Origin of the sequence: Enterococcus sp. DIV2385 (assembly GCF_051711925.1) — a bacterium.
Lineage (GTDB): Bacteria > Bacillota > Bacilli > Lactobacillales > Enterococcaceae > Enterococcus > Enterococcus faecalis.
Genome location: NZ_JBIONV010000001.1, coordinates 1,861,150 through 1,877,431, shown reverse-complemented (window position 1 = coordinate 1,877,431; position 16,282 = coordinate 1,861,150). Strand labels below are relative to the sequence as shown.

The 16,282-nt window shown below is 34.8% G+C and carries 13 protein-coding genes; 12 read left to right on the top strand and 1 reads right to left on the bottom strand.

Features of this window, described 5'->3' with window-relative positions; all coding sequences use genetic code 11:
• The first annotated feature begins 116 nt into the window (after window positions 1–116).
• From lepA to IGM04_RS09055, 4 genes are all read left to right on the top strand, one after another.
• Window positions 117–1,952, top strand: a complete 1,836-nt coding sequence (gene lepA, locus IGM04_RS09070) for a translation elongation factor 4 (protein WP_002362155.1) — start codon at window positions 117–119, stop codon at window positions 1,950–1,952.
• Between the two features lie 354 nt (window positions 1,953–2,306).
• On the top strand, window positions 2,307–4,139 hold the full coding sequence (locus IGM04_RS09065) for an AAA family ATPase (protein WP_086318067.1): 1,833 nt from the start codon (window positions 2,307–2,309) through the stop codon (window positions 4,137–4,139).
• Window positions 4,120–5,445 (top strand): 5-methylcytosine restriction system specificity protein McrC, encoded by a 1,326-nt coding sequence (locus IGM04_RS09060; protein WP_002407154.1) that lies wholly within the window; start codon window positions 4,120–4,122, stop codon window positions 5,443–5,445. Before IGM04_RS09065 ends, IGM04_RS09060 begins: the two co-directional genes overlap by 20 nt.
• 370 nt (window positions 5,446–5,815) lie before the next feature.
• Entirely contained in the window at window positions 5,816–6,649 is an 834-nt protein-coding gene (locus IGM04_RS09055) for a hypothetical protein (protein WP_086318068.1), read from the top strand.
• A gap of 40 nt (window positions 6,650–6,689) precedes the next feature.
• Here IGM04_RS09055 and IGM04_RS09050 read toward each other — a convergent pair whose 3' ends face one another.
• Window positions 6,690–7,751 (bottom strand): LacI family DNA-binding transcriptional regulator, encoded by a 1,062-nt coding sequence (locus IGM04_RS09050; protein ID WP_002356832.1) that lies wholly within the window; start codon window positions 7,749–7,751, stop codon window positions 6,690–6,692.
• 175 nt (window positions 7,752–7,926) lie between these two features.
• Between IGM04_RS09050 and IGM04_RS09045 the strand changes: the two genes are divergently transcribed.
• The 8 genes from IGM04_RS09045 (at window position 7,927) to IGM04_RS09010 (ending at window position 16,274) form a co-directional block, all read left to right on the top strand.
• Window positions 7,927–8,313: a hypothetical protein gene (locus tag IGM04_RS09045; RefSeq protein ID WP_002415769.1), complete on the top strand. Its 387-nt coding sequence runs from the start codon at window positions 7,927–7,929 to the stop codon at window positions 8,311–8,313.
• Window positions 8,294–10,093 carry a DUF2264 domain-containing protein gene (locus tag IGM04_RS09040; protein WP_086318069.1) on the top strand — a complete coding sequence of 600 codons (1,800 nt, stop codon included), beginning with the start codon at window positions 8,294–8,296 and terminating at the stop codon, window positions 10,091–10,093. Before IGM04_RS09045 ends, IGM04_RS09040 begins: the two co-directional genes overlap by 20 nt.
• Window positions 10,094–10,108: 15 nt before the next feature.
• Window positions 10,109–11,251 carry a glycoside hydrolase family 88 protein gene (locus IGM04_RS09035; protein ID WP_010820968.1) on the top strand — a complete coding sequence of 381 codons (1,143 nt, stop codon included), beginning with the start codon at window positions 10,109–10,111 and terminating at the stop codon, window positions 11,249–11,251.
• A gap of 49 nt (window positions 11,252–11,300) precedes the next feature.
• Window positions 11,301–12,578, top strand: coding sequence for an ABC transporter substrate-binding protein (locus tag IGM04_RS09030; RefSeq protein ID WP_002356838.1), 1,278 nt, complete (start codon window positions 11,301–11,303; stop codon window positions 12,576–12,578).
• A 150-nt stretch (window positions 12,579–12,728) separates the two neighbouring features.
• Window positions 12,729–13,631, top strand: a complete 903-nt coding sequence (locus IGM04_RS09025) for a carbohydrate ABC transporter permease (protein WP_002356840.1) — start codon at window positions 12,729–12,731, stop codon at window positions 13,629–13,631.
• Window positions 13,604–14,521 (top strand): carbohydrate ABC transporter permease, encoded by a 918-nt coding sequence (locus IGM04_RS09020; RefSeq protein WP_179189150.1) that lies wholly within the window; start codon window positions 13,604–13,606, stop codon window positions 14,519–14,521. Before IGM04_RS09025 ends, IGM04_RS09020 begins: the two co-directional genes overlap by 28 nt.
• A 12-nt stretch (window positions 14,522–14,533) precedes the next feature.
• Complete coding sequence (locus tag IGM04_RS09015; protein ID WP_010729998.1) at window positions 14,534–15,205, top strand: hypothetical protein; 672 nt, start codon at window positions 14,534–14,536, stop codon at window positions 15,203–15,205.
• Between the two features lie 100 nt (window positions 15,206–15,305).
• Window positions 15,306–16,274, top strand: a complete 969-nt coding sequence (locus tag IGM04_RS09010) for a hypothetical protein (RefSeq protein ID WP_002369004.1) — start codon at window positions 15,306–15,308, stop codon at window positions 16,272–16,274.
• The last annotated feature ends 8 nt before the right edge of the window (window positions 16,275–16,282 follow it).

Genomic DNA, 16,282 nt, shown 5'->3' with positions numbered 1-16,282 from the left:
CTGATTATCCTAGACCTTTAAACATGATAATTTGATAAAAAAGGCAACTAAAATATAACAATTGATTGATGAAGCTAGCAGGGAGCTAGCTTTTCTTAAAAGAAATGAGGCAAAAAATGAACAATAAAGAAATGAAAGCAAGACAAGAGAAAATTCGTAATTTCTCGATTATTGCCCACATTGACCATGGGAAGTCAACTTTAGCCGACCGGATTTTGGAAAAAACAAATACAGTTAGCAGTCGAGAAATGCAAGATCAATTACTTGATTCAATGGATTTAGAGAGAGAACGCGGCATTACCATCAAATTAAACGCAATTGAATTAAACTATACAGCCAAAGATGGTGAAACCTATACTTTCCATTTGATTGACACACCAGGACACGTCGATTTCACCTATGAAGTCTCTCGTAGCTTGGCAGCTTGTGAAGGGGCTGTTCTAGTTGTTGATGCAGCGCAAGGAATTGAAGCGCAAACGCTAGCAAATGTCTATTTGGCATTGGATAATGACTTAGAAATTTTACCTGTTATTAATAAAATTGATTTACCCGCCGCTGATCCAGAGCGTGTTCGGACAGAGATTGAAGACGTAATTGGAATTGATGCATCGGAAGCTGTTTTAGCAAGTGCAAAAGCAGGGATTGGGATTGAAGATATTTTAGAACAAGTGGTGGAGTATGTACCAGCTCCATCAGGCGATATTGAGGCTCCTTTAAAGGCTTTGATTTTTGACTCTATTTACGATAGTTATCGGGGGGTCGTTTTAAACATCCGTGTAATTGACGGTGTCGTTCGTCCTGGGGATAAAATCCAAATGATGAGTAACGGTAAAACGTTTGATGTAACAGAAGTCGGCGTTTTTTCACCGAAACCAATTGCTCGTGATTATTTAATGGTTGGTGATGTGGGTTATATCACCGCTAGCATTAAAACGGTTCAAGATACACGGGTCGGGGATACAGTGACTTTGGCCGACAATCCAGCAGCAGAAGCACTACCAGGCTATCGCAAAATGAATCCAATGGTTTATTGTGGCTTATATCCAATTGATACGTCGCGCTACAATGATTTACGGGAAGCATTAGAAAAATTACAATTAAATGATGCGGCGTTACAATTTGAACCAGAAACATCGCAAGCTTTAGGGTTTGGTTTCCGTTGTGGTTTCTTAGGTTTGCTGCACATGGATGTTGTTCAGGAACGTTTGGAACGAGAATTTAATTTAGAGTTAATTACAACAGCACCGTCTGTAATCTATCACGTTAATAAAACTGACGGAACAACCGTTGTTGTTGACAACCCGGCTGAATTTCCAGAACCAGTAACGATTGAATCTGTGGAAGAACCTTATGTTAAAGCGCAAATCATGGTGCCAAACGATTATGTAGGAGCAGTAATGGAATTATCACAACGTAAACGTGGCGAATTCATTACAATGGATTACTTAGACGATTATCGTGTAAACGTAGTTTATGAAATTCCGTTATCTGAAATCGTGTTTGACTTTTTCGATAAATTGAAATCAAGTACAAAAGGCTATGCATCCTTAGATTACGAAATGGCTGGCTATCGTACCAGCCGCCTAGTGAAAATGGATATTCTATTAAATGCTGAAAAAGTGGATGCTTTAAGCTTTATTGTTCACCGAGATTTCGCATTTGAGCGTGGTAAAGCGATTGTTGAGAAACTGAAAAAACTAATTCCACGTCAACAGTTTGAAGTCCCAGTTCAAGCGGCGATTGGTCAAAAAATTGTGGCTCGTTCAGATATTAAAGCCTTACGCAAAAACGTACTGGCTAAATGCTATGGTGGCGATGTTTCTCGTAAACGTAAATTGTTAGAGAAACAAAAAGAAGGGAAGAAACGGATGAAACAAATTGGATCCGTGGAAGTTCCTCAAGAAGCCTTTATGGCGGTTCTGAAAATGGATGAAGATGATCAGAAAAAATAAGAATAATATGTGTATTGATTGAAATGTAACTATTGTCTAAGATGATATTTTTTAGCATAGTGTGATTATTTGTGGATTGAGCAAAAAAATTATTATCTTGGAAGGATTATAGACCTATTAAAAAAATACTAAAATAGGAGGATAAACTTATAAAGTTTATCCTCCTATTTAGTTTAGTATTAAAAAAAGATTTTGTGTGAGGTTTTATAGGAATATTTGACTTACATTATAGTTCATATTTAAACGTATATTTCATGATATAATGTATTTTGTAAAGTAAGAGAAGAAAGTAAAAGAGAGTCATTACGTTTGTCTGTTATTGTGTGAAAAAATTATTTGAGGAGATTAAATTTCATGATTAATCAGAAACAAAAAAAGTTTGAATTAGTTATTAGTTCAGAAAATGTAATATCTACTGATGAAAGATTTACAATGAATAATTTATATATAGGTGATAATTATAAACCATTGGATGTATATTTTCAAAAAGCGAATGGCAAAAAAATTATCCGTAAACGTGAGAAAAAGGAGCGAAATAGCTCCAATCAAACGTTACCTCGAATTGCTTGTCAGGTGTTTGAAAGTCAGTTAACAAGGCTATCTACAGATGAAAAAGAAAGTTTTCCGATTTGCCAGTATAAATGGGATTCTGAAATAATTCGTGGTATTTTTCCGAGTGTTGATGTATTTAAGCAACATCGAAATTCCATTGAATATTTGATTTATAATGTTTCTGAAGAAAAAAAGTTTGTTTTTTATTCTTGGAATATTTTTTCTACTATTTTATTCGTTCAGGAATGTTTAAAACGTTTTGGTAAGAAGGATGATAAATTTGTGCTCATATATCAAGAAAAAGAACAAATAGAAAATGAACAACAGATAGAATCTATTGAAGTAAAGCAAAAATCTAAAGATTATCATAGCTCATATTCAAATGCTCTAATTGAATCAAAAAATGTGATTTTTCGTGGTGCACCAGGGACAGGTAAATCATATCTTGCTAAAGAAATTGCTACAGATATTATAAGTAATGGTTATTTTTGTGATTATACGTTATTGAACGATGAGCAAAAAAAACAAATTGAATTTGTTCAATTCCATCCAAGTTATGATTATTCTGATTTTGTTGAAGGATTACGTCCTAAACCAAACGAAGATGGTTCAATGAATTTTCAGTTGGAAGATGGAATTTTTACTAAGTTTATAAAAAAAGCGCAAAAAAACTTTAATAACTCAAAGAAAAATATAGAGTTAATTGCAAAACAAGCATCAGCTTTGGAACTTCTGAATGATTATCTGTCAGATATTGAATTTGGTATAGAGGAATTAAATACCACTCGTGGGACTAAATTTTATATCATGAATGTTAATGAAACGCATATTCAGATTTCTATTCCAGATAATCCAACAGTTAAGTCCCTAAAACTCAATAAAAATGAATTACTTGAAATGCTTGAATCAGGGGAAAATTTTAATAAGGTTAGAGATGTTACTGCTTTTTTCAATAAACAGAATGGAACGCAGGGGTACTCTTACGATTTGGCAATATTTAGGGATTTAAAGGCAAGAAATTTTAAAGCAAAAAAAGTAGTTGTCGAACACGAGGAACTAAAACCTTTTATCTTTATCATTGATGAAATTAATCGAGGAGAGGTCTCTAAAATCTTTGGTGAGCTTTTCTTTGCGATCGATCCTGGTTATAGAGGAAGTGTGGGAGAAGTTGCGACCCAATATGCAAATCTACATGAGAATCCGGATGAAAAATTTTCAATTCCTGATAATGTATATATTATAGGAACTATGAATGATATCGATCGCTCGGTTGATACCTTTGATTTTGCTATGCGTCGTCGCTTTCGTTTTATTGAAATTAGAGCAGAAGATAGATTAGAAATGTTGGAAAGTTTAGGTGAAGAACTTAAGAAAGAATCCATTAAGCGGATGGAATCACTGAATACTGCAATTTCTGAAGTAGCTGAACTAAATGAAAATTATTACATTGGAGCATCATATTTCTTGAAAATCAAAAAAATAAGCTTTGATCAATTATGGACAGACTATTTATCACCATTACTTCAAGACTATATTCGTGGGATATATGATGAAGAACGTATCTTGAAAAAATTTGCGCAAGCGTATGGATACTTGTCAACGATAGGTGATAAAAATGAACATATTGACAGTTAAAGATAATACAATGAATCTGAAAGAAGACTTTGCACCTGTAAAAAATATTGTGAATCTAATTGCTGATAAAACATTGGAACAACTTGAAAAAGAAGGAGTATTTATATTTCCTGAATTATTGAAAGAAGCAACAGACATCACAGAGGATCAGATGGTACTACGGAGTATCAATGATTACTACGCTATGACTAATGTAATGGGTTTTTTAGGATATGGAAATGAGAGATTAGTTATTGAGTCTCGTTTTAATTCTAATCAGCAAGATTACTTCATACAATATATGCTTGAAAAAGTACTGGATTTTCCTAATGTATTAAAACTTAGCACAAATGTAAATAAAGAGAAACGTTTGCTGAATTTATTATTATACTTATTTCCATATTATTTAAAAAAAGCAATGAGGAAAGGTACTTTCAAAAAATATACTTGTAACGAATACAATGATGACCATATTAAAGGAACAATTAATATTTCACGACATATTAAGAAAAATACACCATTTATTGGGAATATTTCATATAAACAGCGTGAATTTTCTTATGATAACTACGTGATGGAACTACTCCGACATACAATTGAGTTTATTAAACGTAAGCCTTATGGAAATATGCTACTTAGAAAGGTAAAAGACGAGGTGAGTTCTGTTGTTGCAGCAACTGGAAAGTATACTATACAAGACAAGAGAAAGATTATCCAACAGAACAAGAAAAAACCAATAATTCATGCATATTATCATGAGTATCGAGCTTTACAAAGACTGTGTATCTTGATTTTACAAGAAGAGAGACATGAACTTGGGTCTGGAATGAGCCAAGTTCATGGAGTCCTTTTCGACGGTGCTTGGCTATGGGAAGAGTATGTAAATTCCTTGATTCATACTGATTTTTATCATCCTATGAATAAAGGTGGTCAGGGAGCTCAACGACTATTTTCGTCTAACTCCAGGAAGATTGGTTTGATTTATCCAGATTTTATTAGCAAAAATTCTGCTAATAGAGTAATTGCTGATGCCAAATATAAACCAAGAGGGAATATTGGAAATAAGGATTATTTACAAGTTCTTGCGTATATGTTTAGATTTGAGGCAAGAAAAGGCTTTTACTTATATCCAGATGAAAGCAAAGAAAATAATGTTCAGCTAAAAATGAATCAGGGAATAACATATGAGAAAAATGTTTTTCCGCGAGAAGATATCAAAATTATCAAATGTGGACTAACTATTCCAAATGATGTGGAGTCTTATAAGGAGTTTGTTATTAAAATCAATAAAAATGAAAAGATATTTATTGAAAAGTTAACAAAATAATATATAATAATTCTTTACTTATCTAAAATAAGCTTGGTTAAGTGAAAATGTTTGTTGTAATATAAGTCATGAAGATAATCAGAAACAACCATAAATTTATTCTTTTTTATTGAAAGTGGGACATTAGTCATTTCGACTTGAGCCGACTCCAAAAGTTAGACCTAGAAATCTAACTTTTGGGGGTCGGCTCAACTTATGTCCCACTTTTTAACTCTTAAGATAATCAGTTTGAACAAAAGAAGACTTTTAAGAAAATCCTTTTTATTTTTTTGATCTAAACATTTATGCTTTAATTAGTCATTATTTTAGTAAAAAATAGATTAATTTACTAAAATAATATATAATAAAGGTAAAACTAGGAGGGAAGCATATGACGTGTATTTCATTATCGATTTTAAATCAAGAACAAGAAGTTAGAAAAGCTAAGATAGATGATTCAGATTCTTTGAAAGAGTTAACTATTACAGGAAAAGATTTTGTTTGTTTAGCTGCTCGGGATTGTCAATTACAAGACGGCGATGTGATTCAAGTTTGTTTAGATACGCCCAATACTTATTTAATGGTGAAGTTAGATGCTACGCTTGACAGCAGTTTGATTTATGTTCCAGAACAAAAATGGACGTTTCCAATCACAAAAAATGAAAACGCTATCGAAGCGCGAGCAGCGTATCGTTTTGAAACCAAGAAACCTTATATAAGTGTGCGTATTGCCACTAAAGAAGAAATTAAGAGTTATCGTAATTGGGCGTTAAATCCACATGATTTACAACATTTTACTGGTGCGTATCCTCATGCATCTGCCAACGTGGAAACGCGAAATGATGCCACTTTTTTTGCTTGCAATGCGATTGACGGTACCTTTGCTAATCTTTATCATGGGCCGTATCCTTATCAATCATGGGGGATTAATCAGCAATTAGATGCCGCATTAAAAATTGAATTTGGGCGTGAAGTCTTGTTGGATAAAGTGATCTTAACATTACGAGCGGACTTTCCTCATGATAATTATTGGCAACAAGTGACTTTAAAATTTTCCGACGGTACACATGAAGTTTTTAAAACTGTTAAGACTGAGCAACACCAGAGCTTTACCTTTGCGAAACGGGCAGTGGAGTGGGTGATACTAACAGAGTTAATTCAAGCAGATGAACCATCACCATTTCCAGCATTAACACAAATTGAATTATTTGGTCAAAACAAATAAAAAATAAGGACGGTTCCTTTATAGGAGCGGTCCTTATTTTTTATTTCTGGCGTGGGCTAGTTGTCGATTGGCGGACAACCAATTCTGTGTTTAACAGGACTCTACGAGGAATGCTAGGCATTTGAATTCGTTTGTGCAATAAATTAATGCCTGTCTCGCCCATTTCTTCAGTAAAGGCATGGACAGAGGATAGAGGCGGTGAGACATATTGAGAAATAGAGATATCATTGATCCCCATAACACTAATTTCTTCAGGAACCTTTATACCGTGTGCGGCTAACGTATGTATCACACCGATTGCAAAGGCGTCATTATAAGCAAGAATCGCAGTAGGTAAATCATTTCCCCATTTTTCTAACGCTTCTTCTGTCAATTGTTCCCCCGTTTTGACATCCAACATGCCATTTTCTTTTAAGATAAAATAATCTTCGTTAAACAAGTGATAATGCTGCATAATGTCAAGATAAGCGTTGGTTGTCGGTGTTTTATAGCGACGGAAACCATACATATTTTCGCTTTCTTCGGCACCAATAAAGGCAATTTTTTCGTGGCCCAATTCCAAAAGATGGGTTAAGGCAATCTCGGTTGCTTGATAAAAATCAGTATTTACAGAATCAAATTCTTCCAGTGGGAAATTACTGCCAATTACACAAAGATTTGGATGTAGTTGCTGCAACTCTTGTAACGTCTTTTGAGTGAATTTGCCAATTGCCAAAATGCCATCAATCCCTTGAAGGTTATGTTGTTCCAATTGAGAAACTTTGAGAATATTGTAACCTAATTCTTCGGCCCGTTTTTCAGCGCCTAAGCGAATCGACATATAGTAAATATCCGTTAGTTCTTCGTCATCTGAACGCCACTGAACGACGGCAATCGAAGGCTCTTGCGGAGCTGTTTGTACGGAAAGGTTAGGTGTCAGTTGCTCCTGCTGTTTGTTTTTATTTTTAGTTTTATATTTCGTATAATTCAGGGTTTCTGCTGCTTCAAAAATTTTTCGCTTGGTTTCCTCTGTAACGGATAAGTTTGGATCATAGTTCAGAACTCGCGATACAGTTGAAATTGAAACATTCGCGACTTTTGCGATATCTGTGATAGTTGCCATTCTAAATGCCTCCTTCTCAAGTACTATTATAGCATATAGTATATTTCTTTTTAGTAAAAAAAAGCAAGAAAAAGCTTTTTTTACTTTTTTTTAGCAAAAACTATTGATTTTTTGACTAAAAAAATATACTATAAAGTCAAAGAAAGCGCTTTAATTCGATGGAGAAGGTGGTTTAGTGAAAAGATTTTCACTTTTTTTACTAATTTTACTTGCTTTAACAGGTTGTAAATCTGGTGAAAAAAAATTTGATGAAGAATCTCTTCAAAATCTAAAGGAAACGGCACAGTCTTATTCAGAAACAGAATTACAAAATGGTGACGTTCGTTTAAATGAATATATTTCTTTGAAAGGGGAGATTGTTGAGAGTGACAGTCGTTCCAGTTTAATAAAAAAAGGTGATCGTTTTATTTTGAAAAGTGGTTCTAGTAAATATCAAGTTTTTAATGAGCAAAAGAAAAAATTGAAGATTGGTGACGAAGTGACAGTTTACGGAGAATATTACGGCTTTTTGAAAGGGACATTAATTGAAAGTGAGGAGAATCATGATTCAGCCACGAATTAGACAGAATCCTTTTGAAACATACGAAGAAGTTGCAGAAGGATTTGAAGATTTATTAGCGCCACTGGAATTGTTTTTTGATCGAGAGTATCAAGGTCATCTGGATTTAGGGACACACGGAACGGTTTATTCTAAAGGGACACGTGATGCGGAGGCATTTTTACGACCATTATGGGGACTAGGTCCTTATGTAACGCAAAATGAAAGTGAGTATTTGAATGACTTTCTAACGGGAATTATCGAAGGAACCGATCCTGAGAGTTCATCTTATTGGGGGAAAACAAAAGATTATGATCAATTGATTGTTGAGATGGCAGCATTAAGTACATTTCTTTTGTTAAACAAAGAAAAAACGTGGGACCAGTTAACAAAAGAACAGCAAAACAATTTACACAGTTGGCTGATACAAGCCAATGAAAACATTATTCCGCCAAATAATTGGCATTTCTTTAGAGTGTTGTTGAATTTAGCGATGAAACATTGTGAAATGCCATATTCAAAAGAACAGATTGCTGTTGATTTGGCTGTAATTGATCGTTTTTATGTCGGTAATGGTTGGTATTATGACGGAGTCGAGACACAAGTTGATTATTATGTTTCTTTCGCTATTCATTATTATAGTTTATTGTATTGTCGTTTTGCCCCGGAAGATACCGCAAGAGTGGCTATTATGAAGGAACGAGCAACTTTGTTCGCGCAAGAGTTTAAATATTGGTTTACTCAGCCAGGAGAAGCGATTCCCTTCGGACGTAGCTTAACGTATCGTTTTGCTCAAGTGTCATTTTTTAGTGCTTTAGTTTTTGCAGATGTTGAAGCATTGCCGTGGGGTGAGATTAAAGGTCTAATCAGCCGACATCTTCATCAATGGATGAACAAAGATATTTTTACAACAGATGGATTATTGTCGGTAGGTTATGATTATCAAAATATGGTCTTTGCCGAAGGCTATAATGGTCCTGGTTCACCTTATTGGGCCTTTAAAACATTCATTTTGTTAGCGGTTCCAAAAGATCATCCTTATTGGCAAGCAGAAACACAGCCTATTAGCTTTCCAGAAAAACACTTACCTTCACCAGAAAGTCGGAACTACTATCAAGTAAATGATGCAGGGACACATGGTTTAATGTTTCCAGCGGGACAATTTATTAATTATCAAGCTCATGCGCATGATAAATATAGTAAATTTGTTTATTCTTCCCATTTTGGTTTCAGTACTATAAAGAGTGATTATTGGTATTACGAAGGTGCTTATGATAATTGCTTGGCTTTAGCTGAAGACGACCACTATTTCCGCACGAAAGGATTAGATGATCAGTGCGAAATTCTTGATGATCGTATCATTCATCAATGGCATCCTTGGTCCGATGTAGCAATCAAAACGACAATTGTACCATTAGAAGGCCAGCATTTACGGATCCACGAAATTGAGGCACAACGTGCATTAGTGGCTTATGAAGGTGGCTTCTCAATCCCGCTCTTCGATGAAAAGGTCACTTGTGTTTCTGATCAAATGGCTGAGGTAAAAAATGCAAAAGGTGTGTCAAAAGTAGAAAATATCAACGGTTTTTCTGAAGCTGCGATTATTCGAACAGAACCGAATACAAATTTACTTTATCCATTAACGGAGTTGCCATATTTGAAAGCAAACTTGTCGAAAGGGAAACATCTTTTAATTTCATTGGTGACAGGCGTACTACCGAATGAACAAATTGAGCCAGTTAAAGTTAGGTTAAAAGAAAATCAGCTTTTAGTTGAAGAAAAAGTTGTAATTTTGGGGAATTAGGGGGAGAAATACACAATGACAGAAAATGGACAGATTGAGTGGTTGCCGAAGCAAATCAGTTTTGCTTTAAACAAAGTTCGAGGAAATTTAGAGACATTTAAAGAATTAGTTCCACCCGCGGCAAGTTTAAATCAAATTTATTATCCTGAAGAAAATATTGACTGGACGGCCAGCTTTTGGCCAGGAATGTTACTTTTAGCAAAGGAATTAACAAATTCAACAGAGTTCGATGAAGTGATTACCACACAGATGGCTTCTTTTCAACATCGCTTGGATGAACAAATTGAGCTGGAAACACATGATATAGGCTTTTTGTATATTTTAACAGCCATTGCCGATTATCAAGTCAATGGTCATGAGGCCTCAAAAGAAATGGCCTTGCAAGCTGCGGACTTATTAATGAAACGTTATTCACCAAAAGCCAAGATTATTCAAGCTTGGGGGAATTTAGACGATCCAGAGCAACGAGGCAGAATGATTATTGATTGTTTAATGAACTTACCATTATTATACTTTGCAGCAAAAATGACTGGCAAGCAAGAGTATTATGAAGCTGCCTACAATCATGCGAAACAAACACAAAAATATATTGTGCGAGAAAATCACACCACGTTCCATACGTATTATTTTGATACGGAAACAGGCGAAGCTTTATACGGTAAGACGCAGCAAGGATACTCAGATGATTCTTGTTGGGCTCGCGGCCAAGCCTGGGGAATTTACGGCTTTACGTTAAGTTATTTATATACAGGAGATAGTAGTTTTCTGGAAACAGCAAAAAATGTTGCTGATTACTTTATTCAAGAATTACCAGAAGACAAAATCTGTTACTGGGATTTAATTTTCAATGAAGGGAGTGAAGAAGAACGTGATAGCTCATCTGCTGCAATTGCTGCATGTGGCTTACTAGAATTATCTCGTCAGCTTCCATTAAATGATGAAAAACATGGCTATTATGAAAAGGTTGCGCTAGAACTATTACAAGCATTAGCGGAAAAGTATACAACAGTTTTACGACCAGAGTCGAACGGCCTATTGCTTCATGGTGTCTATGATAAAAAAACAAATACAGGAGTCGATGAATGCATGATTTGGGGCGACTACTTTTATTTGGAAGCGCTAACTCGTTTAGCGAAAAGCTGGTATTCTTTTTGGTAATTCATGGAGGAAAACTCCTAAAAAATAATAAATAGCGGAGGTAGTACAAATGAAATTTTGGAAAAAAGGCTTAACAGCGGCAGCGTTGTTAGCGGTAGCGGCAGTAACTTTAACAGCATGTGGTGGTTCAAGTGAAAAGAAAGCAACTGAAAAGAGTGAAGATGGCAAAACAAAATTAACAGTAACTACTTGGAATTATGACACGACCCCAGAATTTGAGAAATTATTCAGAGCTTTTGAAGCGGAAAATCCTGATATCACCATTGAACCGGTGGACATTGCTTCAGATGATTATGACACAAAAGTAACAACGATGCTTTCATCAGGAGATACGACAGATATTTTAACCATGAAAAACTTACTTTCATATTCTAATTACGCGCTACGCAATCAATTGGTGGATTTAACCGATCACGTTAAAGATTTAGATATCGCACCTGCCAAAGCAAGTTACGAGATGTATGAAATCGATGGTAAAACCTATGCTCAGCCTTACCGTACAGATTTCTGGGTATTGTATTACAATAAAAAAATGTTTGATGAAGCCGGAATTGCCTATCCCGATAACTTAACTTGGGATGAATATGAAGCGTTAGCGAAAAAATTATCTAAACCAGAAGAACAAGTATATGGTGCCTATCAACATACTTGGCGCTCAACGGTTCAAGCAATTGCCGCTGCTCAAAACAATGCCAATTTAATTGAACCGAAATACAATTATATGGAAACTTACTATGATCGCGCATTGAGAATGCAAAAAGATCAATCACAAATGGATTTTGGAACAGCAAAATCAACAAAAGTAACGTATCAATCACAATTTGAAAATTCAAAAGCGGCGATGATGTACATGGGTAGCTGGTACATGGGGACTTTATTAACCAACATTGATGATGGCAAAACAAATGTCGAATGGGGGATTGCCGAAATACCACAACAAGAAAAAGGCAAAGCAACTACCTTTGGCTCACCGACAAGTTTTGCAATTAATAAAAACAGTAAAAAACAAAAAGCTGCTCAAAAATTCTTAGACTTTGCTTCAGGTAAAGAAGGTGCAAAACTTTTAGCAGAAGTAGGAGTGGTTCCTTCTTATAAAACAGATGAAATTGATAAAATCTACTTTGCAAGAAAAGGAATGCCTTCAGATGAAGTCTCACAAAAAGCCTTTAACCCAGATACAATTAATTTAGAATTCCCATCTGATAAAAACGGTGCCGCAATTGATAAAGTATTACAAGAAGAACATGATTTAATTATGGTCGGCGACGAAAAACCAAAAGATGGTATTGCTAACATGGAAAAACGTGTCAAAGCAGAGATAGACTAACTATTATTTCCTGCAAAAACACAAAAGATTGATGAAAAAAATAAGCTGAAATGAGTAACCTACAATGAATTTCAGCTTATTTTTTTAAATAAAGAATGTAGCTTGAGTTTGGAAGGAGGGCCTGTTAAGTTCACTTAACAGAATACAATTATGGAAATTACTTCAAAAACAAAAACAGCAAATAAATTGAGACGAAAAAATACGTGGACTGCGTTATCTTTTATCGCACCAAACTTTATTGGCTTTTTCCTCTTCACTTTAATCCCGGTTATCTGTTCACTGATTTTAGCTTTTATGAGTTGGGATTCTTTTTCAACTCCTGAATTTGTCGGAATGAAAAATTTCACCAAAATGATTCATGATGATACGTTTTGGATTTCGTTAAAACAAACATTTATCTATACGATTGGTGTTGTTCCGTTAACATTGATTTGCTCATTAGGACTAGCGATTTTGTTGAATCGTAAAATTAGAGGGATGAAATTTTTTAGAACGGCTTTTTTCTTTCCTTATGTAACGTCATTAGTTGCGATTGCGGTCGTTTGGAATATGCTATTTCATCCAACGATGGGACCAATTAATCAATTTTTGAAATTATTTATTGAAAATCCTCCTGGCTGGACATCTAGTTCTACTTGGGCTTTACCAGCAATTATCATCGTTAGTGTGTGGCGCTTTATGGGGTATTATATGATTTTGTATTTAGCTGGTTTACAAAGTGTGCCAAGAGAATTATATGAAGCAGCGTCAATGGATGGCGCGGGTAAATGGAATCAATTTTTAAATGTTACCTTACCTTCATTACGACCAACGACCTTTTTCGTGACTATCATGCTTGTAATTAACTGTTTCAAAGTTTTTGACTTAGTTCAAGTTATGACTGGTGGTGGACCAGGACGTGCAACGAATGTGTTAGTTTATGAAATTTACAATGAAGCCTTTGTCAAATTTAATTTTGGTTATGCATCAGCCATTGCGATGGTCTTATTCATCATCGTTCTAGCGATTACTGTGGCTCAATTTAAATGGAATCAACATCAAGAGAAAGTTTAGGAGGAGAAAAGATGGAAGCAACTTTTTCAAAAAAAGAAAATACTCGAAAAGCAAAAACGAAAAAAGCAGAAAAAGTCACACCTGGTGGGATCCTTGTAATCATTCTCTTAACTTTACTTTCGTTAATTACTTTGGTGCCTTTCATTTGGATGGTTTCAGCATCATTTAAAACAAACAATGAAGTTTTCACCATTCCAATTCAATGGATTCCTAAAAGTTGGCATCCAGAAAACTATTCCGTTATTTGGGAACGCATTCCATTGTTAACTTTCTTTAAAAATACGTTATTTTTAAGTATTGTGATTACGATTATTCAACTATTTACTTCAAGTTTTGCAGCATATGGCTTTTCAAAAATGAATTTTAGAGGAAGAGATACACTTTTTATTACGTACATCGCAACAATTGCTATTCCTTGGCAATCGTATATGATTCCACAATTTATTATGATGCGTCAATTAGGTTTGACTGACACGTTATGGTCACTTGTTTTATTACAAGCATTTAATGCATTTGGAGTCTTTTTACTGAAACAATATTACAGTAGTATTCCAGATTCACTATGTGAAAGTGCGCGGATTGATGGGTTAAGTGAGTGGGGAATTTATTGGAAAATTATTTTACCATTAACCAAACCAGCTTTAGCCAGTCTCACGATTATTACTTTTGTGAATACATGGAATGACTATATGGGACCTTTCATTTATTTATCTTCTACTGAGAATAAAACGATTCAGTTAGGTTTGAAAATGTTCGTCGGTTTATTTGATGCTGAATATGCCTTAATCATGGCCGCATCAGTGGTTTCTATTTTACCAGTAGGGATTGTCTTTTTAGCAATGCAAAAATACTTTGTTGAAGGTATTGCTACATCTGGAATGAAGAATTAGGAGGAAGTTTGAATGTTTACTAAGCAAACCTTTGATAATAATATCTATATGAAAATTTTTCGCTGGCTTTACATTTTATTTATCGGTAATCTAGGGCTTCTCTTAGTGAACATTCCTTTTTTCATAGCGGTGATTAGCTTAGACATTGATCCACGAAACCTCCCACTTTTTGTAGTAACGTTGTTGCCGATGGGGGCAGGGATGATTGCACTTTTAGGCTTAATCGATACTTTTAAAGAAGAAAAGGAGCTGGATCCATTTAAAACTTTTTTCCAAAAGTTTCGTCAGTTTGGGTTAAGAGGCTTTCTTATCAGCTTGCTAGGCTTAGGAAGTAGCATCATCAGTGTGACAGATATATTCTTTTTTGCCAAAACAACGATTGGTAAATGGTTTATTCCATTGATGGTCCTTCTGCTAATTTTTGGGTTAGCTATTATGCTGAATGGTTGGTATTTTCAAGTACGAAATCCGCAAGCTTCTTTTAAAGATGTGTTTCGGATTTCTGTTTACTATGGGCTGCGGAAATGGTATGTCAGCTGTCTAAATGTTTTTTTACTATTCTCAATGTTTGCAATGATGTTTTTGAAGCCACAGTTTGGGTTTGTTGTAACCCCTGTCCTTTTCCTAGGGATTATTTATTTAAATACTGGGAAATTGCATGAAAAGCAAAAAAAGAATAAATAATTTTTACCTAATAAGTAATCTCGATTTTCAGGAAAATGAATGAAGGTGGGGTTGCTTATTTTGTTCTTGCCTTGTTTATTAAAGTGGAGGGAGCGAACGAATGAAGAAAAAAATAATTATTTTAAGTAGCTTTTTGATAGGTGCTATTTTTGTGCTCGTTATTTTTACTACCAGCCAGCAAAGTATGATTAATAACGAAGCAATCCAAGTCGAAGAATTAATTGTTTATGGCGATAAAAATATGAATCGTGTAGCGAAGCAATTCTCTGATCAGAATAATTTAACTTCGTTTGGGAAAAATTTCTGGCGCAAAACGTATAACGGAAAATCACCCACTCAGGAACTACTGAAGGTTGCAACGGAGGATTTAGTACAACATAAAATGATTAAACAGCTGGCAACGGAGTTAGAAATAGCCCACTCACAAACATTTGGGCAAGAAAAAAAAGAATGGCAAGACCAAAAGAGCAGTTTAACGCTCTGGCAATTTTTAGATGCAAAAGATCAACAATTACAGGACCAAATAAAAGAGAAATTAATGGAGAAAGAAAAGCCAACGCAAAAAGAATTGCGGCAGGCCTTTGAGCAATTGGATGATAAATATAAAAAGACCGATTACTTTGTTGAAGCAATTGAAATTCCAAATTTTTCAGGTAAGCAAGCAGAATTAGAAAAAATAGCCGAAGCAATCTCTCCGAATCTATCTTATGAGGAGACGTTATTGGAGTGGCAAAATAAATTACCTAATCTTGTTATTGAATCGTATCAATTGAAGAGTGCAGAAATCCAAAAAGAGGATATTTATTCGTTGTCTGTTGGGGAGATTCTTAGTGAAAAAGCTGTTGGTACCGTGGTGAAAGGATACCACGAAAACCAATACTTTTATATTTTTAATAAGGAAGGAGGGCAACTTTTACAGTTTGAAGAAGCACCACAATTTGGCAAAAATGCCTATATCAACACATGTTACAAAGAGAAATTAGCTACGTATCAACAAGCAACTAAAGTGGACTTGTTGGAGAAAGACAGAGAAAAGTTTTTTCAAAATTATCAAAATAAAAACAGTTAAGGAGCAGA

Coding starts and splice junctions, on each gene's coding strand:
- IGM04_RS09060 (WP_002407154.1), top strand. CDS start 4,120: ATGAACATATTGACAGTTAAAGATAATACAATGAATCTGAAAGAAGAC.
- lepA (WP_002362155.1), top strand. CDS start 117: ATGAACAATAAAGAAATGAAAGCAAGACAAGAGAAAATTCGTAATTTC.
- IGM04_RS09025 (WP_002356840.1), top strand. CDS start 12,729: ATGGAAATTACTTCAAAAACAAAAACAGCAAATAAATTGAGACGAAAA.
- IGM04_RS09035 (WP_010820968.1), top strand. CDS start 10,109: ATGACAGAAAATGGACAGATTGAGTGGTTGCCGAAGCAAATCAGTTTT.
- IGM04_RS09040 (WP_086318069.1), top strand. CDS start 8,294: ATGATTCAGCCACGAATTAGACAGAATCCTTTTGAAACATACGAAGAA.
- IGM04_RS09010 (WP_002369004.1), top strand. CDS start 15,306: ATGAAGAAAAAAATAATTATTTTAAGTAGCTTTTTGATAGGTGCTATT.
- IGM04_RS09055 (WP_086318068.1), top strand. CDS start 5,816: ATGACGTGTATTTCATTATCGATTTTAAATCAAGAACAAGAAGTTAGA.
- IGM04_RS09015 (WP_010729998.1), top strand. CDS start 14,534: ATGTTTACTAAGCAAACCTTTGATAATAATATCTATATGAAAATTTTT.
- IGM04_RS09020 (WP_179189150.1), top strand. CDS start 13,604: ATGGAATCAACATCAAGAGAAAGTTTAGGAGGAGAAAAGATGGAAGCA.
- IGM04_RS09030 (WP_002356838.1), top strand. CDS start 11,301: ATGAAATTTTGGAAAAAAGGCTTAACAGCGGCAGCGTTGTTAGCGGTA.
- IGM04_RS09050 (WP_002356832.1), bottom strand. CDS start 7,751: ATGGCAACTATCACAGATATCGCAAAAGTCGCGAATGTTTCAATTTCA.
- IGM04_RS09065 (WP_086318067.1), top strand. CDS start 2,307: ATGATTAATCAGAAACAAAAAAAGTTTGAATTAGTTATTAGTTCAGAA.